Source organism: Mycobacterium nebraskense, assembly GCF_002102255.1.
In the GTDB taxonomy this organism is placed as follows: domain Bacteria; phylum Actinomycetota; class Actinomycetes; order Mycobacteriales; family Mycobacteriaceae; genus Mycobacterium; species Mycobacterium nebraskense.
Map to the genome: position 1 here is coordinate 47,568 of NZ_LQPH01000086.1, position 24,934 is coordinate 72,501.

At 65.5% G+C, this 24,934-nt stretch carries 23 protein-coding genes; 11 read left to right on the forward strand and 12 right to left on the reverse strand.

The genetic code is table 11. The annotated features are described in order from the left end of the window. Window positions 1–7 precede the first annotated feature (7 nt). Window positions 8–1,306, reverse strand: a complete 1,299-nt coding sequence (locus tag AWC17_RS09630) for a TetR/AcrR family transcriptional regulator (protein ID WP_011724903.1) — start codon at window positions 1,304–1,306, stop codon at window positions 8–10. A 29-nt stretch (window positions 1,307–1,335) separates the two neighbouring features. Beyond that, on the reverse strand, window positions 1,336–1,650 hold the full coding sequence (locus AWC17_RS09635; RefSeq protein WP_009953792.1) for a hypothetical protein: 315 nt from the start codon (window positions 1,648–1,650) through the stop codon (window positions 1,336–1,338). Window positions 1,651–1,771: 121 nt separating this feature from the next. On the opposite strand from AWC17_RS09635, the gene AWC17_RS09640 reads away from it, so the two are divergent. Further along, the gene (locus tag AWC17_RS09640) at window positions 1,772–2,971 is read left to right on the forward strand and encodes an amidohydrolase family protein (RefSeq protein WP_009953793.1); all 1,200 of its coding nucleotides are present in this window, start codon (window positions 1,772–1,774) and stop codon (window positions 2,969–2,971) included. Here AWC17_RS09640 and AWC17_RS09645 read toward each other — a convergent pair. Further along, window positions 2,968–4,122 (reverse strand): acyl-CoA dehydrogenase family protein, encoded by a 1,155-nt coding sequence (locus AWC17_RS09645; RefSeq protein ID WP_009953794.1) that lies wholly within the window; start codon window positions 4,120–4,122, stop codon window positions 2,968–2,970. The two genes, AWC17_RS09640 and AWC17_RS09645, sit on opposite strands and share 4 nt — an antisense overlap. Window positions 4,123–4,342: 220 nt before the next feature. Here AWC17_RS09645 and AWC17_RS09650 point away from each other — a divergent pair, with 220 nt between their 5' ends. The 3 genes from AWC17_RS09650 to AWC17_RS09660 all read left to right on the forward strand — a co-directional run bounded on the left by AWC17_RS09650 (window position 4,343) and on the right by AWC17_RS09660 (window position 8,143). Next, window positions 4,343–4,537, forward strand: coding sequence for a ferredoxin (locus tag AWC17_RS09650; protein ID WP_009953795.1), 195 nt, complete (start codon window positions 4,343–4,345; stop codon window positions 4,535–4,537). A gap of 76 nt (window positions 4,538–4,613) precedes the next feature. Beyond that, a complete protein-coding gene (locus AWC17_RS09655; protein ID WP_011724905.1) occupies window positions 4,614–6,908 on the forward strand; it encodes an acyl-CoA dehydrogenase family protein in 2,295 nt (764 codons plus the stop codon). A gap of 44 nt (window positions 6,909–6,952) precedes the next feature. Continuing rightward, window positions 6,953–8,143: an acyl-CoA dehydrogenase family protein gene (locus tag AWC17_RS09660; protein ID WP_009953797.1), complete on the forward strand. Its 1,191-nt coding sequence runs from the start codon at window positions 6,953–6,955 to the stop codon at window positions 8,141–8,143. Between the two features lie 3 nt (window positions 8,144–8,146). Here the strand turns inward: AWC17_RS09660 and AWC17_RS09665 are convergent, their stop codons facing one another. Beyond that, the gene (locus AWC17_RS09665) at window positions 8,147–9,154 is read right to left on the reverse strand and encodes an acyl-CoA dehydrogenase family protein (protein WP_011724906.1); all 1,008 of its coding nucleotides are present in this window, start codon (window positions 9,152–9,154) and stop codon (window positions 8,147–8,149) included. A 93-nt stretch (window positions 9,155–9,247) separates the two neighbouring features. Here AWC17_RS09665 and AWC17_RS09670 point away from each other — a divergent pair, with 93 nt between their 5' ends. The 7 genes from AWC17_RS09670 to AWC17_RS09700 are packed head-to-tail and all read left to right on the forward strand — an operon-like array spanning window position 9,248 to window position 16,561. Beyond that, the gene (locus AWC17_RS09670) at window positions 9,248–10,765 is read left to right on the forward strand and encodes a class I adenylate-forming enzyme family protein (protein WP_011724907.1); all 1,518 of its coding nucleotides are present in this window, start codon (window positions 9,248–9,250) and stop codon (window positions 10,763–10,765) included. A 37-nt stretch (window positions 10,766–10,802) separates the two neighbouring features. Beyond that, window positions 10,803–11,612: a crotonase/enoyl-CoA hydratase family protein gene (locus AWC17_RS09675; RefSeq protein WP_011724908.1), complete on the forward strand. Its 810-nt coding sequence runs from the start codon at window positions 10,803–10,805 to the stop codon at window positions 11,610–11,612. A gap of 1 nt (window position 11,613) precedes the next feature. Further along, window positions 11,614–12,465 (forward strand): mycofactocin-coupled SDR family oxidoreductase, encoded by an 852-nt coding sequence (locus AWC17_RS09680; protein WP_011724909.1) that lies wholly within the window; start codon window positions 11,614–11,616, stop codon window positions 12,463–12,465. Window positions 12,466–12,473: 8 nt separating this feature from the next. Then, window positions 12,474–13,799, forward strand: coding sequence for an FAS1-like dehydratase domain-containing protein (locus tag AWC17_RS09685; protein WP_011724910.1), 1,326 nt, complete (start codon window positions 12,474–12,476; stop codon window positions 13,797–13,799). A gap of 9 nt (window positions 13,800–13,808) precedes the next feature. After that, a complete protein-coding gene (locus AWC17_RS09690) occupies window positions 13,809–14,951 on the forward strand; it encodes an acyl-CoA dehydrogenase family protein (RefSeq protein WP_047322068.1) in 1,143 nt (380 codons plus the stop codon). Between the two features lie 10 nt (window positions 14,952–14,961). Next, window positions 14,962–15,717: an enoyl-CoA hydratase gene (locus tag AWC17_RS09695; protein ID WP_011724912.1), complete on the forward strand. Its 756-nt coding sequence runs from the start codon at window positions 14,962–14,964 to the stop codon at window positions 15,715–15,717. Window positions 15,718–15,763: 46 nt separating this feature from the next. Beyond that, entirely contained in the window at window positions 15,764–16,561 is a 798-nt protein-coding gene (locus tag AWC17_RS09700; protein WP_011724913.1) for an alpha/beta fold hydrolase, read from the forward strand. A 161-nt stretch (window positions 16,562–16,722) separates the two neighbouring features. On the opposite strand, the gene AWC17_RS09705 is transcribed toward AWC17_RS09700, so the two are convergent. The 8 genes from AWC17_RS09705 to AWC17_RS09740 all read right to left on the reverse strand — a co-directional run bounded on the left by AWC17_RS09705 (window position 16,723) and on the right by AWC17_RS09740 (window position 24,933). Continuing rightward, window positions 16,723–17,436: a thioesterase family protein gene (locus tag AWC17_RS09705; RefSeq protein ID WP_263426360.1), complete on the reverse strand. Its 714-nt coding sequence runs from the start codon at window positions 17,434–17,436 to the stop codon at window positions 16,723–16,725. 131 nt (window positions 17,437–17,567) lie between these two features. After that, window positions 17,568–18,317 carry an alpha/beta fold hydrolase gene (locus tag AWC17_RS09710; protein WP_011724915.1) on the reverse strand — a complete coding sequence of 250 codons (750 nt, stop codon included), beginning with the start codon at window positions 18,315–18,317 and terminating at the stop codon, window positions 17,568–17,570. An 11-nt stretch (window positions 18,318–18,328) separates the two neighbouring features. Next, window positions 18,329–19,261, reverse strand: coding sequence for a TIGR03619 family F420-dependent LLM class oxidoreductase (locus AWC17_RS09715; protein WP_011724916.1), 933 nt, complete (start codon window positions 19,259–19,261; stop codon window positions 18,329–18,331). An 11-nt stretch (window positions 19,262–19,272) separates the two neighbouring features. Beyond that, window positions 19,273–20,436 (reverse strand): acyl-CoA dehydrogenase family protein, encoded by a 1,164-nt coding sequence (locus AWC17_RS09720; RefSeq protein WP_033722641.1) that lies wholly within the window; start codon window positions 20,434–20,436, stop codon window positions 19,273–19,275. Then, window positions 20,436–21,026: a flavin reductase family protein gene (locus AWC17_RS09725; protein ID WP_011724918.1), complete on the reverse strand. Its 591-nt coding sequence runs from the start codon at window positions 21,024–21,026 to the stop codon at window positions 20,436–20,438. The genes AWC17_RS09720 and AWC17_RS09725 overlap by 1 nt, the downstream gene beginning before the upstream one ends. A gap of 19 nt (window positions 21,027–21,045) precedes the next feature. Beyond that, window positions 21,046–22,536 (reverse strand): aldehyde dehydrogenase, encoded by a 1,491-nt coding sequence (locus tag AWC17_RS09730; RefSeq protein WP_011724919.1) that lies wholly within the window; start codon window positions 22,534–22,536, stop codon window positions 21,046–21,048. A 10-nt stretch (window positions 22,537–22,546) separates the two neighbouring features. Then, window positions 22,547–23,329: an enoyl-CoA hydratase/isomerase family protein gene (locus AWC17_RS09735; protein WP_011724920.1), complete on the reverse strand. Its 783-nt coding sequence runs from the start codon at window positions 23,327–23,329 to the stop codon at window positions 22,547–22,549. Then, a complete protein-coding gene (locus AWC17_RS09740; protein ID WP_011724921.1) occupies window positions 23,326–24,933 on the reverse strand; it encodes a class I adenylate-forming enzyme family protein in 1,608 nt (535 codons plus the stop codon). Before AWC17_RS09740 ends, AWC17_RS09735 begins: the two co-directional genes overlap by 4 nt. Between the last annotated feature and the right edge of the window lies 1 nt (window position 24,934).

Below are 24,934 nucleotides of genomic sequence, written 5' to 3' on the forward strand. Positions count from 1 at the left end.
CCTATGTTCACGCTTCACGCAGGAGCGAACGGCGCAACAGCTTGACCATCAACTCAGCGGCCTGCTCGTCGCTGTTCGGTCCGCTAGCCCCCGTCGGCTCGGACATCCGGCCCAGGACCGCCACGAACACCGCGCCTGCCACGTCAGCGTCGATGCCGGGCGGCAGGTCGACGGTGGACAACAACGCGGCAACCGCCTGGAAAATCGCGCCAATACCGTGGTCCACATCGGCGTTGGAGAGCTGTTCTGCGACCGCGCCGTCGAACCACGCCCGGATCACGCCGCGGTAGGTGCGATGGAATCGGACGTAGCCAAGCATCCATTCGGTCAGCGAATCCGCGGCCTTGGCAGGCAGGGCGGCGGCGTGCTTCTCGATCTCAGCGACCGCTCGGCGGGTCAGTTCGGCCAGGATCTTGTCCTTGGTGCTGAAGTACCGGTACAAGGTCGCGCGGCTGACATCGGCGGCGGCCGCGATCTCCTCCATGCCGATGGCGTAGTAGCCGCGTTCGGCGAACAACGCCGAACTGACCGACAGCACATCCTGCGGAATCGGCGATCCCGAAGCCTCGACGGCCGCCGGTGTCGCCGCGGCATAGTCGAGGGCGCGGGGCGTGGTTCGTGCGCATCCGTCTCTTGCCGGTGCTACCACCTGCAACACGTCGGCTGGGGTCTCGGGGAACAGCATCAGCTGCAATGCACCGGTCAACGACCACGTCACGGTCGCGCGAGCGGGCAAAGGGAGCATGTCCCGGTACCGGTAGAGGTGAACCATGTGGGGGATCCGCCCGAGTGCTGCGGCCGCATCGTCGGCTTCCAGATCCCGCAGGCGTGTCCGCCGCAGCCGATCGGTGACGGTCTGATGGAACTGGGCGGCGGCCGAGCTGGCATCGATGACGGCCAACCCGGTGGCCGTGCCGATGCCCGGAAACTCGGCGAACACCGCTGCGTGGGCGTCGTAGATATCCGCCCATGCGACGAGCCAACGGTGCAGCGCATCCACTCCGTCGACTGTCGGGCCGAGTTCACCGAGGTGTTCACCGTGTGCCAGCACGTCGCGTTCGGCCAGCGCACTCAGTTCGCGGAAGATCTCTTCCTTGCCCGCGAAGTATTGATACACGGTCGCACGAGAGGCGCCGGCCGTCTTCGCGATGGCGTCAAGTGAGGTGGCGTGAAATCCGTTGGCCAGGAACACTTCCGCGGCGGATCCCAGTATGCGCTCGCGGGTGTGCAGGCCGCGGCGTCCCACACCGTGATTGGCGGCGGGGGCATAGCCGGAGCGTCGCAACTTGTCGGGAGTGCGGGCCATGTGTGAATTATCCGTCCGCGCCGACACGCTCATCGGGCCGACGGCGCTCCGGGCAGGTTGCGCTTGGCTTTGCCCGGATAGCCGAAGAACTTCTCGAAGTTGGCGTCGTTGATGGGCTGCGCGCTGTTGCGGGCTGCAGCGGACCGCAGTGCATCGAGGCGGGCCTGGGCCTTCTCGAGCGCCTCGACCGGCCCGGATTGCTGCAGGCCTTGCACCTCTCGCGCAGCCGCGGCGATTTCGAGGCGCAGTCGTTCGCCCGCTTCGCCGAAGGTCAACAGGTCGTGGTCGTCTTCATCGACCTTGTTCCGGCCTGCGTCTTCGGCGGGTCGGTCCGTGGATTCCATGTCGCGCCTCTCAACTGCTGGACGAATGTGGCTTGTGTCATATAGTCTGTGAGACGAACCGTCAGAAAACAAGACGATATGTCAGAAAAATACGACCGATCGTCAGATGCGAAGGAGCATCATGCCGCTTCAGGATGACCACCAGATCGTGTCCGTTGATGACCACTTGGTCGAGCACCCACGCGTGTGGCAGGACAGGTTGCCGCAGAAATACCTCGAACAGGGCCCGCGCATCGTCGAGGAAAACGGCATGCATCTGTGGCACTACGACGGTCAGGTCTTCCCGACCATCGGCCTGAACGCGGTCGCCGGCAAACCGCCCGAGGAGTGGGGCATGGATCCCGTCCGCTACGAGGACATGATTCCGGGCTGCTACGACCCGGTCGCGCGGGTCGCCGACATGGACCTCGACGGTGTGCAGTCGGCATTGTGCTTCCCGTCGTTCCCGGGATTCGGCGGCGGCACGTTCCAGCGTGCCGAGGACAAGGACCTGGCACTGTTGTGCGTCAAGGCGTGGAACGACTTCTACATCGACGAGTGGTGCGCGGTGGCGCCCGAGCGCTACATCCCGCTGGCGATCCTGCCGACATGGGATATCGACGCATGTGTGGCCGAGGCAGAGCGCGTCGCCGCCAAGGGTGCGCGCACGATCTCGTTCCCGGACAGCCCGGTGCCGCTCGGTCTGCCGTCATTCCACTCCGATCACTGGGACGGCTTGTGGCGGGTCTGCTCGGACGCCAAGATGCCGGTGTCGCTGCACTTCGGGTCCGGCTCGTTCGTGCCGGGTTTCTCGTTCTCGACGATCAAGCCGGTCCCGGGTCAGATGGCGGTGCCCGACGCACCGTTCGCGGTCGCGACGGCACTATTCTCCACGAACCTGATGTGGTCCACGGTCGACCTGCTGTTCTCCGGCAAGCTGCAGCAGTTCCCGGATCTCCAGATCTCGCTCGCTGAGGGCGGCATCGGTTGGGTGCCTTACATCCTCGAGCGAACCGACTACGTGTGGGAGCGGCACCGCTACTACCAGAAGATTGACTTCGACACCCGGCCTTCGGATCTGTTCCGCAAGCACTTCTGGGGATGCTTCATCGACGACGAGCACGGCCTGACGAACCGGCACAGCATCGGCATCGACCGGATCATGCTCGAGATCGACTTCCCGCACAGCGACTCCAACTGGCCGAACTCGCGCAAGCGGGCAGCCGAGGTCCTTGCCGACGTGCCCGACGACGAGTGCAGGCTGATCGTCGAGGAGAACGCCCGCCGGATGCTCAACTTCCCGCGGGTGGGTGCGGTCGATCGGCAACTCGCCGGCGTCTAGAGTTTGCCCCGCGAGACCAGCTGTGCGGCAATGACGTTGCGCTGTATCTCGTTGGTGCCCTCGCCGACGATCATGAGAGGTGCGTCGCGGAAGTAGCGCTCGACGTCGTATTCGGTGGAATAGCCGTAGCCGCCGTGGATTCGGACGGCGTTGAGCGCGATTTCCATGGCTACCTCCGACGCGAACAGCTTGGCCATCCCGGCCTCCATGTCGCATCGCTCACCGCTGTCGTATTTCTCTGCGGCGTAGCGGGTGAGTTGGCGCGCCGCGGTGAGTTTGGTGGCCATGTCAGCCAAATAGTTGCCGACCGACTGGTGCTTCCAGATCGGTTGGCCGAAGCTCTCCCGCTCCTGCGCGTATTTCAGCGCGTCTTCCAGCGCTGCGCTCGCCACCCCTAGCGCCCGCGATGCAACCTGAATCCGGCCCGTTTCGAGGCCTTTCATCATCTGGGCGAATCCTCTGCCTGGTTCATCTCCGAGGATCGCCGCGGCCGGTACGCGGCACTCGTCGAACGACAGCTCGCAACTCTCCACGCCCTTGTAGCCCAGCTTAGGCAGGTCGCGTGAGACGGTCAGACCCTGACCGTGTTCGACCAGGACTATCGAGATGCCCTTATGGCGTGGCTGCGCTTGTGGATCGGTCTTGCACAGCAGTGCGATGAGGCCGGACCTCCGCGCGTTACTGATCCAGGTCTTCGCGCCGTTGATCACCAGCTCGTTGCCCTCGGCTCGTGCGGTGGTCGTCATCGCCTGCAGGTCGGAGCCGCCACCAGGTTCGGTGAGCGCCATCGTGGCCCGCATCTCCCCGCTCGCCATGCGTGGCAAGTACTTCTGTTTCTGTTCTTCGGTGCCGTACAACGAGATCAGCTTGGCGACCACGGTGTGTCCGCCCATCGCGCCGGCCAGGCTCATCCAGCCACGGGCTAACTCCTCGGTCACCTTCACATAGCAGGGCATCGATACCGGTGAACCGCCGTATTCCTCGGGCACGGCAAGCCCGAAGATTCCGATCCGCTTCATCTGTTCGATCCACGCTTCCGGGTACTCGTTGGCGTGCTCGACTGCGCGGACCGTGGGCTTGACGTCGCGGTCGACGAAGGCCCGCACGGTTTCGACCAGCATGGTCTCTTCATCGCTGAGCGCGACTGTCATTGCAGCTCCTATCGAACATAGATGTCAGAACCAAGTGGAACATAGCTCAGTTGATCGCCACAAATATCCACTGACTCTGCGATATGAGTCAGGAATATGTATCGACACAAGTGTCAGAATAAGTGTGGACTAGAGGTGTGTCGAAATAGCTAAAGCTTTAGCCTTATGCTGAAAACTTGGATGAGACCGTACGCCTGGACGGTCGAGCGGAGGAGGTCGTATGAAGGTTCGGCTCGAGCAGTCGAAGTGCGTGGGCCATGCCCAGTGTTACGCCGTCGACCCGGATTTGTTCCCGATCGACGACTCCGGCTACTCCATCCTGGGGGAGCGTGAGGTGCGACCGGAAGACGAGCAGCTCACCCGCGACGGGGTCGCGGCATGCCCCGAGCTTGCTCTCATTCTCGAAGACGGCTGACGGGCGCGCTTGCCAAGCGGCTGCATTAACCGGCACACTCCAGACATAGTTAACCAAGTTGACTTTGTGGAGTGCCATGCAGACTGCTGATTGGCGGCCGCGTCTCGAGTTGCTGCTCGCCGAGTTTCGTCGTCGTCAGGCCGACGTCGCTCGGTCGGGCGTTGAACCCGACCGGATCGAGGTGGCCCGCGCTTGGCACGCCGAACTCGTCGACCACCAGCTGGCTGCGCCTGGGTGGCCCCGCGAGGTCGGTGGACTCGACCTATCGCTGGCGGATCAGCTGGACTACTACCGGATGACCACGGATGCGGGTGTGCCACCGCATCCGTGTCCGCTGTCGTTCATCCTCGCCCCCACGCTCATCGCGCACGGCACCCAGCAACAGAAGGATCGCTTCCTCATACCGCTGCTGCGCGCGGATGAGTTCTGGTGTCAAGGGTTTTCCGAGCCTGGGGCGGGCAGTGACCTGTCGTCGCTGTCCACCCGCGCGGTCCGCGACGGCGACGTGTACCGGGTGACGGGGCAGAAGGTGTGGACCACGATGGCCGATCGCGCCGACTGGATGTTCGCGCTGGTGCGCACGGGGTCGGGGGGCAAACCATCGGACGGGATCACCTATCTCTTGATCCCGATGAAGAGCCCCGGGATCACCGTGCGTCCCCTGCGCGACATCAGCGGCGCGGCGCATTTCGCCGAGGTCTTCCTCGACGATGTCGCGGTGCCCGTCGAGAATGTGGTCGGCGACGAGGGCGCGGGGTGGTCGATCATGCGCACATCGCTGGGCCACGAGCGTGCCACCGCCTTTCTGGCCGACGAGTTCAAGTACCGGCGCACGGCCGACCGGGTGATCGATCTTGTCGTCGCACAACGGCTTGACGACGACCCGCTGGTCCGCCAGGACGTTGCTCGGCTGGAATCCGGGGTCCGCACCATCGCAGCCAACAGCGCCCGCGCGCTGGCCGCGGTTCTGCGCGGCGAGGATCCCGGCGGTATGGCGTCGGTGAACCGATTGGTGAAGTCGGAGTTTGAGCAGCACATGCATGCGCTCGCCCTGCGCGCGGCCGGTCCCTATGCGGCGCTGGGCAGCCGCGCACCCGACGCCGTCGACAAGGGGCGTTGGACGTTCGGCTATCTGATGAGCCGTGCGACCACGATCGGCGCGGGCACCGCGGAGATCCAACGCAATACCATCGCCGAGAGCGTGCTCGGGCTGCCGTCACACCGCGGCGAGGGCACCCGGGAAGCGGCCGTCACGCCCGGCGCCCCGCTCGCCGTGCCCGAGGAAGATGAACGGGAGCTGCGCGAGGTGCTGGCGGCGACACTGCAGGCCAAAGTGGACGAAGCAGCATTGCTCGACCGCAAGCGTCCCGTCGATGCGGCCGAGCCCGAAGTGTGGTCGGCGCTCGTCGAATTCGGCCTACCGGGCCTTGCTGTCGATGAAACCTTGGGCGGCGCCGGCGCCCGACCGCGGTTGCTGTACACGGCCGTCGAAGAGGCCGCCAAGGCATTGGCCCCGGCGCCGCTTGTCCCGACCGTGATCGGGCTCGACGTCGCGTTACATTGCGGCGCAAAGGCTTTGGTGCAGCGAATCACGGGCGGTGCAACGGCGGCGTTCGCCGTACCCGTCAACGACAGCGGCTGGGTGACCAGCGGCCCCGAGCTGCCCGAGTGGGACGGAACTGGTCTCTCCGGTGTGGTCCCGATCGTGGCGGGAGCACCACACGCCGAGGTGCTCGTGGCATTGGCTCGCGTCGCCGCCGGGGTGGGTGAGGTATTGGTGGCCGTCGACGCATCCGCCGACGGCGTTGAGGTGACGGCCCAGCAGCCGCTCGACCTCACCGGCACCGTCGGCGCGGTGACCTTCAGCGGGGCGGCGGGGGAGGTGCTGGCCGACGGAACCGATGTGCCTCGGATGTTGGCCGCGGCGCGCCGCCGGGCGGCCCTGGCCGTGGCCGCGGATTCCGTTGGGGTTGCGTCGCGCGCGCTGGCGATGGCCGTTCAGTGGGCACGCGAACGGCATCAGTTCGGCCGCCCCATCGGCAGCTTCCAGGCCGTGTCGCACCGGTGCGCCGACATGCTGGTCGCACTCGAGGGCGCCCGCAGCCAGATCCTCGAGGCCGCCGAGTCCGACCTCGAGGAGTCGGGTTATCTGGCGGATTTGGCCGCCGCGGCCGCACTCGATGCCGGTGCCGCCGCCACCGAGGGTGCGTTGCAGATCCACGGCGGCATCGGCTTCACCTGGGAGCACCCGATCCATTTGCTGCTGCGCCGCGCTCGGGCCAACTCCGTGTTGGTTGGCCGTGCCGACGCGCTGCGAGACCGGGCGGCCGGCGAACTGTTGGCGCCGTACCGACAACAGCGCTCCGAATAACGTTGAGGCGCTGAGACGTTCGTATCGAACAGGAAGACGGAAACGTGGAATACGGAATGGGTCCCGAACTGGAGGCCTTTCGCGCGGAGGTGCGGGCTTTCATTGCGGAGCATGCACCGCCCATACCGCCGCGGGCGGGCGTGCGCAGCGCTGAGAATGAAGCCGAACTCAAGGCGCTTCAGGATTGGACGGCGCGTCTGTTCGAAGCCGGCTACGTCGGCGCCGACTGGCCCGTGGAGTTCGGCGGCCGCGATGACCGCTCCGCTGAACACGCCATCGTGGTGGGCGAGGAGCTGGCCCGGGCCGCGGTGCCGGGCGTGCCGAGCGGTAACGCGCTGGCATCGCATGCGCTGATCCACTACGGCACCGATGACCAGCGCCGCAGGCATCTGCCCGAGATCCGCGCGGGTCGACAGCTGTGGTGCCAATTGTTCAGCGAGCCCGGTGCAGGAAGCGATCTGGCGTCGCTGCGTACCCGCGCTGTTCTCGACGGTGATACCTATACCGTCAACGGGCAGAAGGTGTGGACCACCGACGGACACTGGGCCGACTACGGATATCTGTTGGCGCGCACCGATTCCGACGCCCCCAAGCACAAGGGCATCAGTGCGTTTATCCTCGACATGTCCAGCCCGGGCATCACGGTGCGCCCGCTGCGCGAGCTGACCGGCACCTCGGACTTCAACGAGGTGTTCTTCGATTCCGTCGAGGTGCCGGCCGAGGCGATGATCGGAGAACCGGGACAGGGCTGGGCGATCGCAAACGCCACGTTGGGGCATGAACGTACCAGCGTGGGCGCCGCGGTCGTCAAGTTGAGGCTGGCCATTGAGGCATTGGTGCAACTCGCCTCGCACGTCACCGTCGACGGTCGCCTCGCGATCGACAACGACCGTATTCGTGATCGGATCGGCGAGTTCAGCGCCGAGGTGGAGGCGCTTTCCGCGCTGACGTACGCCAATCTCACGCGTTGGCTGCGTGGCACCGAGCGCATGCACGACGGCGCGATGGCCAAGCTGATGTTCAGCGAGCTGAATCTCGAGATGGCACGCTTCGCAGTCGAACTCGGCGGCGAGGCAGGCGTTTTGGTGGAGGGCGACCCGGACGTTCTCGACGGCGGTCGCTGGCAGGACGAGTGGTTGTACGCTCGGGCCTACACCATCGCCGGCGGCAGTTCGGAGATCATGCGCAACCTGATCGCCGAGCGGGGCTTGGCGCTGCCGCGGGATCGGCGCTGAATGTCAAGCCGTGAGCAGCGCCGCGCGGTGTTCGGCGACGCTTCCGTTGAAGGCTTCGTCGACCTTGATCCGGCGCAGGAACAGATGCAGATCGTGTTCCCAGGTGAAGCCGATGCCGCCGTGCACCTGCAGCGCCGTTCCGGCCACCTTGGCGGCGGCGGACTTCGTGTACGCCGCCGCCGCGGACGCGGCCCGGGACCGGGCAGCGGCCGACGCGGTGTCCAGTGCGAGCGCCGCGGCCCACAGCGTGGCCCGGCCGGCCTCCACTGCGACTGCCATGTCGGCGCAGTGATGCTTGACTGCCTGGAACGACCCGATCGGCGCGCCAAACTGCTCCCGCTGCTTGGCGTAAGACACCGTCATGTCGAGCAGTCGGGCCGCCGCGCCCAATGCGTCGAACGCCCGGTGCACCGCCAAAGCGTCGCGCAGCAGGGCCAGCGTGCCGGCAGGCAGCCGCGTCCAGTCGGCGATCGTCGCGTCGAGGTCCACGCGTGCCCACGAACGGCTCAGGTCGAGCGTCGACATGCCCGACAGCGTCGGGGCATTCAGGACCGCCAGGTACTCGCCGTCGTCCACGTGGCCTGCCACCGCGATGGAGTCCATATCGGCGGCCATCGGCACCGGACGGGTGACACCAGCCAGCCCCAGCGCATCGCCATCGAGAAGGGCGTCGGGACCGAGCGTCAATCCGGTCAGTTCGCCGTCTCCGGCGGGCGAGTCGACGTGGTCGAGCAGCCAGGCCGCGATATTGAGATCCGCGACCGGGAGCGAGCTGGCCGCGTATCCGTGCTCCTCGGTGAGGATGGCGAGATCCACATGGGTGCCGCCCATTTCGGGAGTGAGCAGCTCCAGAAGACCCGATTCCGCCGCATGCGCGACCGCCGCAGGATCGACGGTGACCGCGGCCGAGTCCAGCGTCGCGCGGACCCTGGCGATGGGGTCGTTTTTGGTGAGCCAGGCCCGCTCCGCCGCGGCGAGTTGATCCTGTTCGTCCGTCAAGCCGAAGTCCATCGCAGAACCTTTCACAAAGTTGACCTAGTAAACCATGTCCACTAGGTTCAGGAGAACGGCTATCCGCCGCGGAAGTCGATCCGGAAAGTCACGATGACGAGCATTGACGATGCGCTGGGACGGCTCTGGGACGCCGACGACGGCGACCGCATGTTGGAGTGCGACGGACGCTGGGCGTCTTGGGGTTCCGTTCGGTCACTCACCGAGCGGATCGACCGGGAACTGACCGCCGCCGGGTGTCAGACCGGCGGCCGAGTCGCCGTCGTGCTATCCAATCGAATGGAGTCTGTCGCGGCGCTCATCGCCATCTTTCGGGGCGGACGTACGTTGGTGACCATCAGCCCGCTCCAGCCGCCGGACCGGCTAAGCGACGACCTCGGGGCGTCCGCCGCTCCCTTCGTCCTTGCGCCTGCCGCGTTGTGGTCCGACGAGGTGTTCAACCGCGTCGTCGCCGATCTCGGGGCGACCGGCTGGAGGCTCGACGACGGCGAACTCGACCTGCAGGTACGGGGCACGACGGAAGCGGTGAGCGGCGATCCAGCGGTAGCCATCGAGATGCTGACTTCGGGCACGACGGGTGCCCCGAAGCGCATCCCGCTGACCCGCGCGCAGCTCGAGGCCTCCCTGGCTTCGGCGTTGCGGCACAACGATCGTCCGGAAGTGAGAACCAAGCCGCCGCTGACCGGAGCGGTCGGCCTGGTGACGTTGCCGATCGTGCACATTGGCGGGCTCTGGTCGTTGTTGCAGTCACTGGTCGCGGCCCGGCCGATCGCGATGCTCGATCGATTCACGGTGCCGGGTTGGCACGCCGTGGTGAAGCAGTATCGGCCCGCGGTGGCAGGGCTGCCCCCGGCGGCCATGCGATCGGTGCTCGACTCCGACATTCCGCGGGAGGACCTGGCGAGCATCCGAGCCATCAATGCGGGTACCAGTCCCGTCGACCCAGCGTTGGTCGATGCGTTCTTCGAGCGCTACGGCATCCCGATCCTCGTCGTCTATGGGGCGACCGAGTTTTCCGGCGCGGTGGCCGGATGGACGGTCAAGGACTTCCACACGCGATGGACCGAGAAGCGGGGCAGCGTCGGACGCGCCTTTCCCGGTGTGCGGTTGCGGGTCGTCGCCGACGATGGCGCTGCGGTCAGCCGGGGGGTCACCGGCAGGCTGCAGGTCGCCACACTGCAGGCCGGCCTCGCCGGAGACTGGATCACGACCAGTGACCTAGGGCATCTCGATGAAGATGGTTTCCTCTACATCGACGGCCGCGCGGACGACGTGATCGTGCGCGGCGGTTTCAAGGTGTCCCCGGAGACGGTCGTCCGCACATTGCGTGCGCACCCGGCGGTGGCAGATGCCGCCGTCGCGCCCATGCCGGATCAGCGGTTGGGCCAGATTCCGGTTGCCGCAGTTGAATTGCGCCCAGGCGCCGCCGCCGATGGCGAGGCGCTCCGGGAACACTGCCGGGCCACACTGACGCCCTATGAGGTGCCGGCCCGCATCTTCGTCGTCGACGAGTTGCCTCGTGGAGCGGCACTCAAGGTCGATCGTCGGCGTTTAATCGCACTGCTCGAGGACCTTGGCGTGCCGATCGGTCAACCGGCCGCCGCAGGCTGAAACTCCGGCACTGCCAATCCAATCGGAAGGAGACATTATGGCTGAAACCCTGACAGAGGTGACCCGCCAAGCCGCCGTCGTCGAGCGGCGGGGCAACGTCGCGCTCATCACCATCGACCGGCCAGATGCGCGCAACGCCGTCAACGGCGCGGTCAGCACGGCCGTGGGTGACGCGCTCGAGGAGGCGCAGCGCGATCCCGAGGTGTGGGCCGTCGTCATCACCGGTGCCGGCGACAAGTCATTCTGTGCCGGAGCGGATCTCAAGGCCATCTCACGGGGTGAGAACCTCTACCACGCCGAGCACCCCGAATGGGGCTTCGCCGGTTACGTGCACCACTTCATCGACAAACCCACCATCGCCGCAGTGAACGGCACCGCGCTCGGCGGCGGCTCTGAGCTCGCCCTGGCCAGCGATTTGGTGATCGCCTGCGAGAGCGCAAGTTTCGGACTACCCGAGGTGAAGCGCGGCCTGATCGCCGGGGCGGGCGGCGTGTTCCGGATCGTCGAACAGTTGCCGCGCAAGGTCGCGCTGGAGTTGGTGTTAACAGGTGAGCCGATGACAGCCTCCGACGCCTTGCGGTGGGGCCTGATTAATGAGGTCGTGCCGGACGGCACCGTCGTGGAAGCCGCCCTGGCACTCGCCGAGCGGATCACGTGCAACGCGCCGTTGTCGGTGCAAGCCAGCAAGCGGGTCGCCTACGGTGCCGACGACGGGATCATCGGCGCGGAGGAACCCAAGTGGGAACGCACGATTCGCGAATTCACCGAGTTGCTGAAGTCTGAGGACGCCAAGGAAGGTCCGTTGGCCTTCGCAGAGAAGCGTCAACCCGTATGGAAGGCACGCTGAAATGGGTCGAGTGCAGGACAAAGTGGTTCTGGTTACCGGAGGAGCCCGCGGTCAGGGCCGCAGCCACGCCGTCAAGCTGGCCGAGGAGGGCGCTGACATCATCCTCTTCGACATCTGTCACGACATCGAGACCAACGAATACCCACTGGCGACATCGCGTGATCTCGAGGAAGCCGGTCTGGAGGTGGAGAAGACCGGCCGCAAGGCCTACACCGCCGAGGTCGACGTGCGAGACCGGGCGGCCGTGAGCCGCGAACTCGCCAACGCGGTCGCCGAATTCGGCAAACTCGACGTGGTAGTTGCCAATGCCGGCATCTGCCCGCTGGGCGCTCATCTGCCGGTTCAGGCCTTCGCCGATGCCTTCGACGTCGACTTCGTCGGCGTCATCAACACCGTCCACGCCGCGCTGCCGTACCTGACGTCCGGCGCGTCGATCATCACCACCGGATCGGTCGCCGGCCTCATCGCAGCCGCCCAGCCCCCCGGCGCCGGCGGCCCGCAGGGCCCGGGCGGCGCGGGCTACAGCTACGCCAAGCAGCTGGTGGATTCCTACACCTTGCAGCTCGCCGCACAGCTCGCCCCACAATCCATCCGCGCCAACGTCATTCATCCGACGAACGTGAACACCGACATGCTCAACAGTGCGCCGATGTACCGGCAGTTCCGACCTGACCTCGAGGCGCCGAGCCGCGCCGACGCCCTGCTGGCCTTCCCCGCCATGCAGGCGATGCCCACCCCCTACGTCGAAGCCTCGGATATCTCGAACGCGGTCTGTTTCTTGGCCTCTGACGAGTCCCGGTATGTCACGGGCCTGCAGTTCAAGGTCGACGCCGGCGCAATGCTGAAGTTCTAGGAGGACCGATGACCACCACCCAAAAGCCCAGTGCCGACGCGGGGGCGAGCGAAGCGACGGGGGATGATCTGGCCGCCGAAGAGGGCCGCATCACCGACGAGGACATCGAACGCGCCAAAGGGCAGATCGGAATTCCCGTTCACCAGCGCGACGAAGCGTGGAACAAGCTGCCGTCGGCCGACGCCATCACGCACTTCGCCTTCGGCTGCGGTGACGACAACCCGTTGTTCCACGACCCGACGTACGGGCTGTCGACACGCTGGCACGGACAGATCGCATCGCCGACCTTCCCGATCGCGACGGGCCTGGATCAGACCCCCAAGTTCACCGATCCGGAGCGGAAGAAGCTGTTCCGCGGTCTGTTTCGCGGAACTGGTAAGTACTACTCGGGGGTGAAGTGGACGTGGTACCGCCCGATCTACGCGGGCAGGCCGGTCTTAGCGGAGAACTACACCCTCGACGTCCAGGTGAAGGAAAGTGAATTCTCCGGTGGGCGTTCGGTCAAGGAAACCTTCCGTTACCTCTACGTCGACATCGACGGCAACCCGATCGCGACCCGCGACGAGTCCTACATCAACGCCGAGCGCCAGGGTTCGAAGAAGTCCGGGAAGCTCAAGGACATTGCGCGCAAGCACTGGACTCCCGAGGAGTTCGCCCAGGTCGAGGAGGAGTACGAGGCAGAGCGACGGCGAGGCGCTGATCCCCAGTGGTGGGAGGACGTCTCGGTGGGCGACGAACTCCCCGGAATCATCAAGGGCCCGTTGACTGTCGTCGACATCATCTCGATGCACATGGGGTGGGGCTGGGGCGGCTACGGCGTGGGGCCGCTGAAATTCGCCCACCAATTACGCAAGCGGATGCCCGCTTTCTACCAGCCGGATGAGTATGGCGTCCCCGACGTCGTGCAGCGACTGCACTGGGATGCCGAACGCGCTCAGGCACTTGGTATTCCGGCGCCGTACGACTATGGTCAGATGCGCGCGGCGTGGGTAAGCCACCTGCTGACCAACTGGATCGGTGACGACGGCTGGCTGGCTGAGATGGATCTGCAACTACGCGGCTTCAACTACCACGGAGACGTGCACCGCTGCACTGGCACGGTCACCTCAAAGGGCGAGGGGGCTGAAGACCCAGTGTCGCTGGACGTCTTCGCCACCAGCCAAAGGGGCGAAACCACCACGCGAGGCACCGCCAAGGTGTTGCTGCCGTCGAAGGCGACCGGTGCTGTTGTGCTGCCGATCCCGGATGCCGATCTGCGAAGGCGGGGAGCGCAGGTCGTTTCGCGAGTTTCTGGCAAAGTCGGTGAAGAAATGCGACGACTGTATGGAGAGTGAGATCACCACATGAAAAGACTCGTTCTGGAGCCGGAGCACGAGGCATTCCGCGAGACGGTCCGGCAGTTCATCGAGCGTGAACTCGTGCCAAACGCCGAGCGTTGGGAAGCCGACCGCATCGTCGACCGCTCGGCGTTCGTCGCCGCCGGCAAATACGGGTTGATCGGGTTCAACATGCCCGAGCAGTACGGCGGCGGGGGAGTCGACGACTTCCGGTTCAACGCGGTCATCGACGAGGAGATCGCCCGATACGGAGGGCCGTCGCCGTCGTTGAGCCTGCAAAATGACGTTGTGGGCCCGTACTTCTCGTCGTTGGCCAACGATGAGCAGAAGGAGCGCTGGCTGCCGGGCATCATCAGCGGCGAACTGATCGTCGCCGTAGCGATGACCGAGCCTGGCGCGGGCAGCGACCTGGCCGGGATCCGCACCTCGGCCGTCCGCGACGGTGACGACTGGATCATCAACGGCGCCAAGACATTCATCTCGTCCGGCATCAACTGCGATCTGGTAGTGGTGGTATGCCGCACAGACCCCGAGGCCGGCCACAAGGGCTTCACATTGCTCGTGGTCGAGGCAGGCATGGAGGGCTTCAGCCGCGGCCGCAAGCTCGAAAAGATGGGGTTGCATTACCAGGACACCGCCGAGCTGGCCTTCGAGAACGTTCGGGTGCCATCGGCGAACCTGCTGGGCAAAGAGGGACGCGGCTTCTACCACCTGATGCACAACCTTCCTTCGGAACGGTTGTCCATCGCCATCTCAGCCATCGCCGGCGCACGCGAGACCTGGCGGCAGACCTTGCAATACGCCAAGGACCGCAAGGCTTTCGGCCAGTCGATCGGCAGCTTCCAGCACAACCGATTCCTGTTGGCCGAGATGGACACCGAGCTCGAGATCGGCGAGCAATACATCGACAGGTGCCTCCGGGCGGTAGTGGACGGGGAACTCACCGCAGTCGAGGCATCGAAGGCAAAATGGTGGTGCACCGAGACCGCCAAGAAGGTGATCGATGGCTGCGTGCAGTTGCACGGCGGCTATGGCTATATGACGGAATACCGCGTCGCGCGCGACTATATGGACAATCGCATCATGACGATCTTCGGTGGCACCACCGAGATCATGAAGGACATCATCGGACGCGACCTCGGCCTATGATCCCGTTGCGATGAACGGCATCTCGGTCGAGCACGACGGCGCGGTGCTGCGGATCCGGCTGGACCGACCGGAGAAGCTCAACGCCGTCGACACCCCCATGCTCGAGGAGTTGTCGGTTCACATTCGCGATGCCGAGGCAGACGAATCGGTCCGCGCGGTGCTGCTCACCGGTGCCGGTCGAGCATTCTGTTCCGGCGGCGACCTGACCGGCGGTGACACTGCGGGCGCCGCTGATGCCGCCAACCGGGTGGTCCGGGCGATCACCTCGCTACCCAAGCCGGTGATCGCCGGTGTCCATGGAGCGGCCGTTGGCTTCGGGTGTTCGCTGGCGCTCGCCTGCGATCTGGTGGTGGCCGCGCCAGCGTCGTACTTTCAGTTGGCCTTTACCCGGGTCGGGCTGATGCCGGACGGGGGTGCGTCCGCGCTGCTGCCATTGCTGATTGGTCGAGCGCGCACCTCTCGCATGGCCATGACCGCGGAAAAGATCTCCGCTGCAACCGCATTTGAATGGGGGATGATCTCGCACATCACTTCCGCGGACGAATACGAGTCGGTGCTGACCGACGTGCTGCGGTCGGTCTCCGGCGGTCCAACGTTGGCGTTCGGCTGGACGAAGCGTGCGCTGGCCGCAGCGACCCTGGCCGAGCTCGAGCCGGTGCAAGCTATCGAAGCCGAGGGGCAGTTGGCGTTGGTCGAGACCGCTGACTTCAGAGAAGGGGCACGCGCCTTCCGCGAGCGGCGCACCCCAAATTTTCGTGGCCACTGAGCACAGGAGAGTCGACGTGACAACCCAGACAGTACGAGTAGACAACTTGGACATCGAATATACCGACAGCGGAACGGGTTCGACGATCCTTTTCGTCCACGGCGTCTATGTCACCGGCGCGGTGTGGAACGACGTCGTGGCTGAACTAGGGGAGGGCTTCCACTGCATCGCGCCGACCTGGCCGCTGGGCGCCCACAGCACCCCCACCGGCGGCGCCGACCTGGGCGCTGAGGCGGCAGCGCGGCGCATCGTCCACTTCATGGAAGCCCTCGATCTGACCGACGTCACCGTGGTGGCCAACGACACCGGTGGTGGACTGGTGCTGGCATCGCTGGGCGATCCAGGTCTGGACACATCCCGCATCGCCCGTCTGGTACTCACCAATTGCGATAGCTACGAACACTTTCCGCCTGGCTCCTTCGCTCAGATCGTCAAGCTGTGCCGTCTCAGCTCCCGGGTGGGTGGAGGAATTGTCCGCCTGTTGGCCACTGGACCAGGGCAGAGCTTCTTCCTGAAGGCGGTGTCCAAGCACCCGCCCTCCCGCGAGCGGCAACGGGAGATCTTCGGTGCGTTCGCCACCAGCGGAGCGGCCCGTCGCGACGCGGTCATGGTGACCGCCTCACTGGATCCGGCGCTGACTCTGCGTGCCGCACCTGCGATCAAGGCGTTCGACAGACCCGTCACATTGACATGGGGCACCGAGGATAAACTGTTCCCCCTCGACCATGCTCGCCGGCTACGCGACGCGTTTCCACATGCCGCGTTGATCGAGATCCCGGATTGCTCCGCCTTTGTCATGATCGATGCGCCCGCGAAACTCGCTGAGGCGATCCGCAACGGATGAGCGGTTAAGCCCCAATGATCACGGTTCCAGAGCCGGCAGCCGAGATGGTGCGTGCCCAGCATTTCCAGGGCAATGCTTGTGCGCCGCAGGGAGGTATCGACGCACATCAAGTACACGACTTGATCGAACTGAAGCTCGAAGTGCCATCACCTGAGCTCCGGTCAGCTCACCACCATTGACGGTGGTGGCGTGAATCCCGGGTTCGACAACGCCGTTGCCATCCCGCTGCCGATCGGCCCGGTTTCGTCAAACAGGGTCGCCACCCCAGTGGCGACCCCCGCATGGCTGTAGTGGGTCACCGACGCCAATCCGATGTAGACACCTTCCGGCAGGCGACTGAGCGTGATCGTGTAGTCGGCGTTGATGAACTGCAATCCCTCAGTACCCCAATGGGTTAGCGAACTGGTGACGTCTCCGGCCATGACGGCGCGAGTGAAAGGCGATAATGGCTCGTCATCGACGAGAAACTTCGTCTCCCGCATCCACGCGAATTTCTGGCCGTGGTGTCGCCACTCTTTGATGCCGACACCCGGACTCCCCGCGACTGGGTCCCGGCCGAACGAGTGAAACACCATTGGGACATCGTCATTCAGCACGTCGGGCTCCGCCGGCACTGCGGGCATCGTGACGGGTGACGTCCACACGGTGTCCACGGCGTGCTCACTGCGGCGGAGGAACAATGCGCTGGCCCGCGCCACGATCACGTCGTTCTGAGTCATGACCGCGTCGACCAGTCGAAGTCGGCGGCCGTCACGCACAACCGAGGAATGCATCTGCAGTGGTTGCAGCGCCACCGGCCTGAGCAGGTCGACGGTCAGCCGGGCGGGCTGAAGGTCGACATCGTCGACTTCTTGCTCGACCGCTCGCCCCAACAACCCACCGATGTAATTGCCGCTGAGCGACGGACCCCATGGCCCTCTCGCCAAAGGAGTAGGCACATAGTATTTTCCGTCGGTGACGAAGAAGCACGTCGGCGCAGGCCGGGCGGCCTTTGGCGATGAATCCGTCACCTGATCCCTACCCCCCGTAACCGGCATCGCTCGATCAGTATCTGTGCCAATCGTTCTGGATGGCTGAACATCACCTCGTGGCAGGCATCAACCGGGATGACGGTTTCCACGCCGCCGAGCGCGGCGATGCTCGCGTGCTGCGACGCCACCGACAGGGCGCGGTCTCGGGTGGTCAATATCCAGGTGCGCGGCACATCGGCGGGCAGTCCGCTGCGATCCACCGGCTCCCCGGGTACCCGCGCGGATTCAGCCTGCAACTTCGACATCGTCAGTCGGCGCTGCGCGGCGGTCATGCCGTTGCAGAACGCCCACCGCGCCGCCGGTGCCGGAATCTTCATGGGTCTGCCGATTCGGGCGGCGCGCCGCGCGAAGACCGCCAGCGGGCCACCGAGCGTGTCCGCGATGGCCGAACCCTGAGGCGGTACGAATGCCGTTGCGAGAACCATCTCACGGACTCGTGATGAACCGAGTTTGGCGACGACGCCGGGGACGGTCACACCCGCCATCGAGTGGCCCACGATCACGATGTCACCGAGACCCGCTTCCTCGATGTCCGCGATGACAGAGTCCACCCAATCGGCGATCGTGACGGTCGCGAGGTCGCCTGGCTTGTTGCCGTGTCCGGGCAGATCCACTGCGAGAGTGCGCAATCCGGGTTCCTGGCGGCGCAATTCGGCGATGACGAGATCCCAGCAGTCACCGGCGTGCTCGCCGCCGTGCACGAGCACCAGGTCGGGCAGCGCCATCGTAGAGCCTTTCATCGGTTGATCAACTGGGAGCTCAGCATGTCGATGTCGGTCCGGAAGTCTGTGTAGCTCCTGCTGGCCGGCTCGATGGTGATCCACGTGACACCCGCCTCGGCGTAGGCGTCCAGCCGCGGCTGCACCGCGGCGCAGAATCTCTCGCAGTTGCCGCTGGCGAGCAGGTGCGCTTCGAACGGAACGAAGGCGACGTCAGCAGCGCCGCGGCCCGCTTCCGCCCGCTGCTTGTTCACCCTCGCGATCCAGTCACCAAGCGTGTCGATGTCCTCGAGTGGGCGGGCGCGGGTGATCGCGGCCATCTCGCCCGACGCGGCCATCGGCATCCAGCCGTCGGCGACCTCGACGACACGGCGTTGCGCGGCGGCGCCGTTGCCGCCGATCCAGATAGGGGGACCACCCGTCGTCAGCGGCGGCGGCAGCGCGACGTGACCGCTCACCCCGAACTCCGGCCCGGCATGATCGACGCCCGCCCACGTCGCCTTCCACGCCGCGATCGCCTCGTCGAGCAGTGCGCCTCGCCGATCGAAATCGGCTCCTAGCGCTTCGAATTCGGCCTTGAGATAGCCGGCCCCGGTGCCCAATGTGAACCGACCACCCGAGAGCAGATCGAAACTCGCTGCGGCCTTTGCCGTCAGGTACGGACTGCGATAACCCGATACCAAGATGTAAGTCATCAACCTGACGCGGGTTGTGGCGCCCGCCGCGAAGCTCAGCGACACAAACGGGTCGAAGGCGTGGTGGCCGCCGCGGGCCAGCCACTCCCGATCCGGATAGGGGTGTTCGGACATGGAAAAGCCATCGAAGCCGGCCTCTTCCACCAGTCGTGCGACGTCCCCGATACCGGCGCCTTCGCACCAGCGGTTCCAGTGCTTGACGGCCCGCATCGGAAACATCAGGTTGTATCGCACTTCGGTCCCTTTCAGCTCCATTGTCGCCGCGGCTATCGCACCAGCGATCGCGCGATGATCTCGCGCTGGACTTCCGTCGCACCTTCGCCCAGACGCTTGACGCGCAGGTCGCGAAACCATCGCTCCAGCGGCAGTTCGGTAGAGATTCCCAGCGCGCCGTGAATCTGGATGCACCGATCCAGAACTCGGTAGGCTGCTTCGGTTCCGAACATCTTGGCCACCGACGCATCCACCCGGACGTCGCGTCCGAGGTCGGCGTTCGATGCGGCCTGGTACATCAGCAGCCGTGCGGCCCGCAGGTCTACCTCACTGTCCACCAGCATCCACTGGATGCCCTGCTTGTCAGCCAGCCTGCCGCCGAACACGTCTCGGTCCCTGGCCCATCGGCAGGCCATGTCCAGCGCGCTCTGCGCAATGCCGATCGGCCCGGCGGCGTACACGATGCGGCCGTGCACCAGGAACTCCCCGGCTAACGAAAAGCCCTGTCCCTCTTCGCCGATCAGCTGTTCGGCCGGGAGCCGAACGTTATCGAAGTGCAGCTCGTAAGGGGCGAAGGACGCCATCACGGGGATCCGGCTGAACGTGACTCCTGGGGTGCCCTTTTCGAGAATGAAAGCCGAGATACCATGGCGCCCCTCACCGGTGCGGGCATACACCACCCCCCAATCGGCATCGGGAGCATGTGAAATCCACATCTTCGAGCCGTTGAGCAGGTAGCTGCTGCCGTCACGCGTCGCCTTGAGCTTGATCGCCCGCGCCGGATCCGACCCACCGGAAGCCTCGGTGATCGCGGTGTACGCCTTGGACATGATCCCATCGATGACAGGTCGGGCGTACTTCTCGAACTGTTCGGGTGTCGCCTTGAACATAATGTTGGGGGGGTTGCCGCCGAAGGCTCCGAGGGCCGGAAAGAAGGCCCCCATCCGGCATTTCGCTGCCTCCTCGGCGACCACCACTTGGCCGAGGACACTGAGCCCGGCGCCGCCGTACTCCTCGGGCGTCTGCAGTGACCACAGTCCGGCCTCCCTGGCTTTTGCCTGCAGCGCGACGAGCTGTTCGCGGGGTAGCCCGACTGTGTCGTGGTCCAGCTTCTCCTCGACGGGATGCACATGCGCATCCATGAACCGCCGCACCGTATCGCGCAGCATCACCAATTCTTCCGGCAGCTGCCATGCGCCAGAAGGCCCTTCGGACATCAGACCCGTGCCGCAGCAGCAGCCCGCAGGTCGCGTGCACTCTGCAGCTGCGGCTCGTGGTTGGCCTCGTACTGCTCGATCCACTCGTGCGGCAACTTGCCCCATGCCTCACCGATCCGCAGCCGCTGTTCGGAGCTGAACACCTCCGCGGCGACGACGTCACCAACAAAGATGGTGTTCTCGTCGTTGTCCAGCGACCCCGTGATGCGGCATTCCACGTAGCTGTGTGCGTCAAGCAGGATCGGCGCACCAGTGACGCCCGGCTTGCTCCGCAGCTTGGAGATCTTGTCACCGTCCCGGCCCGAGCTGCCGCCGAGAGTCATCAGGATCTCCATCGACTTCTCGATCTCGTGCGGGCCGGCCGACAGCATGTGCATCACGAAAATGCCGGAGTTCACCAGCATGTCGTGCGTCCTATTGTATTTGGTCAGGCTGACGGTCGCGCGTGGCAGCTCCGGCACGATGCTGGCCGAGCCCGCCGACAGCGACATCAGCCCATTAGCGAAACCGCCGTCAATCGTGGTGACCGCCACCGGAAACGGCCGCAGTCCGGCCAGCACCTTGTCGGCGGCCGCGAGATTCAGCGTCATGTCTTTCCCTTTTGTCGATTCAGCCGAGCGTGAACGGGTCGCGAGTCTCTCCGGACAGCTCCACCCAGACCGCTTTGGTCTCGGTGAAGTCCTTCACGGCGTCGATGCCGTTCTCCCGTCCGATGCCGCTGTAGCCGATGCCACCGAACGGAACATGAGGCGCGACGACTCGATAAGCGTTGACCCACACCGTGCCGGCCCGCAGCTTGGCGGCCACCCGGTGCGCGCGGTGGACGTCCTTGGTCCACACAGCCGCGGCCAGTCCGAACTCGGTGCCGTTGGCCGCGGCGACGGCTTCGTCTTCGTCTTCGAAGGTCATCACCGCCAGCACGGGTCCGAAGATCTCCTCGGCGACGGCCCGCATCGACGGGTCGACGCCGGTCAGCACCGTTGGCTTGACGAAGAACCCGCCGAGGTCGCTGGCGGGCTCGCCGCCGTAGGCGACCGTCGCCCCCTGCTCACGTGCGGAAGCGAAGTGCGACAGCACCTTTTCGTACTGCGGCAAGTTGGACACCGGACCCATCTCGGTCGTCGGGTCCTTCGGGTCGCCCAGTTTGATGGTCGCCGCCCGCGCGACGATCTTCTCCACCAACGCGTCCGCGACGCTGCGGTCTACCAGCAGGCGCGAGCCCGCCAGACACGTCTGGCCGGTGGCGGCGAAGACGCCGGCGATCACCCCGTTGGCCGCGGCGTCGAGGTCAGCATCGGCGAACACCACTTGCGCCGACTTGCCGCCGAGTTCGAGTGAGAACCGGGTCATGTTCTCGATCGCGGCCTTGCCGACGTGAATGCCGGTGGCCGTCGACCCGGTGAACGCGACCTTGTCGACGCCCGGGTGCGACGCCAGCGCGGCACCCGTCTCCGGTCCCCAGCCGGTGACGACGTTGATCACGCCCGGCGGAAAACCGGCCTCGGCGAACAGCTTTGCGAACGCCAATGTCGACGTCGGGGTGTGATCGCTTGGCTTGACGACGAACGTGCAACCCGCGGCCAGCCCGGCGGCCAACTTCCAGGTCAACAGCAGTAGCGGTGAGTTCCAGGGCGTGATCGCGCCGACCACGCCGACGGGCTCATGGCGGGTGTAGACGAAGTAGTTGGGCTTGTCCACCGGTATGACGTCGCCCTGCAGCTTGTCTGCCAGCCCGCCATAGTAAAAGTAGTAATCCGGCAGCGACCGCATCTGGCCGACCATTTCGCGAACCAGCTTGCCGCCGTCACGCACCTCGAGTTCGGCGAGCTGGTCGGCTTCGCGTGCGATGATCTCACCGAGTCGGTGCAGTAGCTTGCCGCGGGCGGTCGCAGTGAGCGCACCCCACGGTCCATTCAGCGCGGCACGGGCGGCGCCGACGGCGCGATCCACATCGGCCGCCGCGGCATTGGGCACGCGCGCCCAGGGCCTGCCAGTGAAGGGATCAACGCTGTCGTAGGTCAATCCCGACGCAGCGGAGGATGATTCGCCCCCAATCAGGAGGTCGAACTGGACCAACGTCTCGGTCGCGGTGTCGGTCATCGCCTCCTCCTCATCTTGTTCGGGGTTTCTTCTTGTTGTTCAACGAGTCCGGGGTAGCCCCGGCGTTGCCAAGGTCGGTGAAGAACTTGCCGTGCCGGGCGGCGACACTGGGGGTCAGATCGCGGGCCTCCCACATCGCGCGAACGGTGCCCTGCACGCCATTGGGTCTGCGCGCGGCGATTTCGGAGGCCAGTTCGAAGGCGCGGACGCGTAATTGGTCGTCCGGGACCACCTCGGTCACCAGCCCGATTCGCAGCGCGGTCTGCGCCGACATCCGCTCCTCGCTGCCGAGCAGCGCCCAGCGCATCACCTCGCCGTAGGGCACGCCAAGGGCCAGCATGCCCATCGGCTCCAGCGCCGAGACGATGCCCGCGTTGGCATGTGGGTCAAAGAAGGTGGCCGTCTCACTGCAGATCGAAAAGTCGCACTGGTTGACGAAGTACATGGCGCCGCCGGCCACGATGCCGTGCAGTGCCGCGATCACCGGCTTCCACACCTTGTGTGCCTTCGGCCCCAGCAATTCTCCCGGATCCTCTTGATTGAAGATCGGTCGGTGCTTCCACCAGGTGCCCTCGGTCACGTCGATGCCGGTGCAGAAGGCGCGCTCGCCGTTGGCGCACAGCACCGCGGCCCGGATGTCCTCGTCGTCGCGCACTCGGGCCCACACCGCGGCGAGTTCGGCGGCCATCTGTTCGGTGAAGCTGTTCATTTTCTCGGGCCGGTTGAGCGCCACGGTGGCGACGTGGTCGGCGACCTGGAGTTCAATAGTGGCAAGGTCGGTCTGCTCGATCATCGTCGCTCCTCGGTCGATCCGGTCGATACCGGCATCTTCCCACCCGACTGGCTGACGTGGTTCACCTGGTTAGCGATCTCGCGTTTGAGGATCTTGCCCGCGGGCCCCAACGGGAACTCACGCCAGAACACGAACCGGCGCGGCTGCTTGTAACCGGCCAATTCCGCGCGGCACAACGCAGCCAGTTCCGCAGTCAGTGCGTCCTGATCGCCGACGTGGGATTTGGCAATCACGGCGGCCACCGGCGTCTCACCCCACTCGGGGTCAGGCACCCCGACCACCGCAACCATGTCGACATCGGAGTGCTGCGCGATCACCCGCTCAATCTCCGCCGGGTAGACATTGAACCCGCCGGAGATGATCAGATCGGTCTTGCGACCGGTGATGTGGAGGTAGCCCTCCTCGTCAAGGTAGCCCAAGTCGCCGGAGCGCAGCCCATCAGGACGGAACGTCTCGGCGGTCTGCTCGGGCCGGTTCCAGTAGCCAATCGCGTTGGCGGGGCTGGTGATGACGATTTCGCCGACATCGCCGGGCGGGGCGTCGTTGCCGTCGACGTCGATGACGCGGATCACGCACATCGGGGTTTCCTGTCCGCATGAGGTCGCGATCGAGGTTTTGCCGGCGACGATGTCGCGGTGATCTTGCGGGGTGAGGATCGTTGCCTGTCCTCCGCATTCGGTGAGGCCGTAGCGCTGTTGCAGCTCGCAGCCGAGCAGGTCCATTGCCTTACGTGCCAGGCCCGGCGGCACTGGGGCCGAACCATAGGAGATGCGCCGTAGGCTCGACATGTCCCGCGGTGGGCCGTCTTCGAGGATCGCCAGCGTCCGGTGCAGCATCGTCGGGATGAAGGTCGTGAACGTGATCGCACTGCGTTCGATCTCGTCGATCACCGCCTGCGGGTCGAATCTCTGATGGATCACCATGGTCTGACCGAGATAGAGCCAAGACACCGTGCGGACCATGCCGCCTGCAGTAAAGAACGGTGTCGTCGCGAGCATGACGTCGGAGCGGTTGGCCTCGGTGACCAGGTTCGTGTCGGCCGCCTGGTAGAGCAGGGCGCGATGAGTGTGCATCACACCTTTGGCGCGACCGGTGGTACCGCTGGTGTACAAGATGAACGCCACGTCGTCCGGCGTGATGTCGCGGCGCTCGGCGCCGGGCTGCGCTTGCGCCAGCGCCGTCTCGTAGTCGGTGACCAACTCGCTCGTGCCGAGCATTGAGTGCGCGCCCACGCCTAATATCAGTGCCAGCTCGGTTAATTCGCCCAGGAACTTGTCCAAGTGGTCGGCGTGGATGATCACCGCTCGTGCGCCGGAGTCGTCGCGGACGTGGGCGACTTCGTCGGGAGCCAGCCTGATGTTCACCGGCACCGTGATCAGCCCGGCTTTGGCCAGGCCGAACGAGATCTCAGGCCATTCGATGCAGTTGCGGGCGATCACCATCACCCGGTCGCCCGGTACCAGCCCCCGTCCGATCAGGAAGGCGGCGAGCCGCCGGGCTCTGTCGTCGACCTGCGACCAGGTAAGCGCCCGGTCGGCATCGACCAGCGCACGCTTGTCGGGGTAGCGGCGGGAGTTGTTGGTCGCGATGTCACCGATGAGCATC

Excerpts from the sequence above, each read along its gene's own strand:
- AWC17_RS09630 (WP_011724903.1), bottom strand. The coding sequence starts at position 1,306 with ATGGCCCGCACTCCCGACAAGTTGCGACGCTCCGGCTATGCCCCCGCC.
- AWC17_RS09635 (WP_009953792.1), bottom strand. The coding sequence starts at position 1,650 with ATGGAATCCACGGACCGACCCGCCGAAGACGCAGGCCGGAACAAGGTC.
- AWC17_RS09640 (WP_009953793.1), top strand. The coding sequence starts at position 1,772 with ATGCCGCTTCAGGATGACCACCAGATCGTGTCCGTTGATGACCACTTG.
- AWC17_RS09645 (WP_009953794.1), bottom strand. The coding sequence starts at position 4,122 with ATGACAGTCGCGCTCAGCGATGAAGAGACCATGCTGGTCGAAACCGTG.
- AWC17_RS09650 (WP_009953795.1), top strand. The coding sequence starts at position 4,343 with ATGAAGGTTCGGCTCGAGCAGTCGAAGTGCGTGGGCCATGCCCAGTGT.
- AWC17_RS09655 (WP_011724905.1), top strand. The coding sequence starts at position 4,614 with ATGCAGACTGCTGATTGGCGGCCGCGTCTCGAGTTGCTGCTCGCCGAG.
- AWC17_RS09665 (WP_011724906.1), bottom strand. The coding sequence starts at position 9,154 with ATGGACTTCGGCTTGACGGACGAACAGGATCAACTCGCCGCGGCGGAG.
- AWC17_RS09670 (WP_011724907.1), top strand. The coding sequence starts at position 9,248 with ATGACGAGCATTGACGATGCGCTGGGACGGCTCTGGGACGCCGACGAC.
- AWC17_RS09675 (WP_011724908.1), top strand. The coding sequence starts at position 10,803 with ATGGCTGAAACCCTGACAGAGGTGACCCGCCAAGCCGCCGTCGTCGAG.
- AWC17_RS09680 (WP_011724909.1), top strand. The coding sequence starts at position 11,614 with ATGGGTCGAGTGCAGGACAAAGTGGTTCTGGTTACCGGAGGAGCCCGC.
- AWC17_RS09685 (WP_011724910.1), top strand. The coding sequence starts at position 12,474 with ATGACCACCACCCAAAAGCCCAGTGCCGACGCGGGGGCGAGCGAAGCG.
- AWC17_RS09690 (WP_047322068.1), top strand. The coding sequence starts at position 13,809 with ATGAAAAGACTCGTTCTGGAGCCGGAGCACGAGGCATTCCGCGAGACG.
- AWC17_RS09695 (WP_011724912.1), top strand. The coding sequence starts at position 14,962 with ATGAACGGCATCTCGGTCGAGCACGACGGCGCGGTGCTGCGGATCCGG.
- AWC17_RS09710 (WP_011724915.1), bottom strand. The coding sequence starts at position 18,317 with ATGGCGCTGCCCGACCTGGTGCTCGTGCACGGCGGCGAGCACGCCGGT.
- AWC17_RS09715 (WP_011724916.1), bottom strand. The coding sequence starts at position 19,261 with ATGGAGCTGAAAGGGACCGAAGTGCGATACAACCTGATGTTTCCGATG.
- AWC17_RS09720 (WP_033722641.1), bottom strand. The coding sequence starts at position 20,436 with ATGTCCGAAGGGCCTTCTGGCGCATGGCAGCTGCCGGAAGAATTGGTG.
- AWC17_RS09725 (WP_011724918.1), bottom strand. The coding sequence starts at position 21,026 with ATGACGCTGAATCTCGCGGCCGCCGACAAGGTGCTGGCCGGACTGCGG.
- AWC17_RS09730 (WP_011724919.1), bottom strand. The coding sequence starts at position 22,536 with ATGACCGACACCGCGACCGAGACGTTGGTCCAGTTCGACCTCCTGATT.
- AWC17_RS09735 (WP_011724920.1), bottom strand. The coding sequence starts at position 23,329 with ATGATCGAGCAGACCGACCTTGCCACTATTGAACTCCAGGTCGCCGAC.
- AWC17_RS09740 (WP_011724921.1), bottom strand. The coding sequence starts at position 24,933 with ATGCTCATCGGTGACATCGCGACCAACAACTCCCGCCGCTACCCCGAC.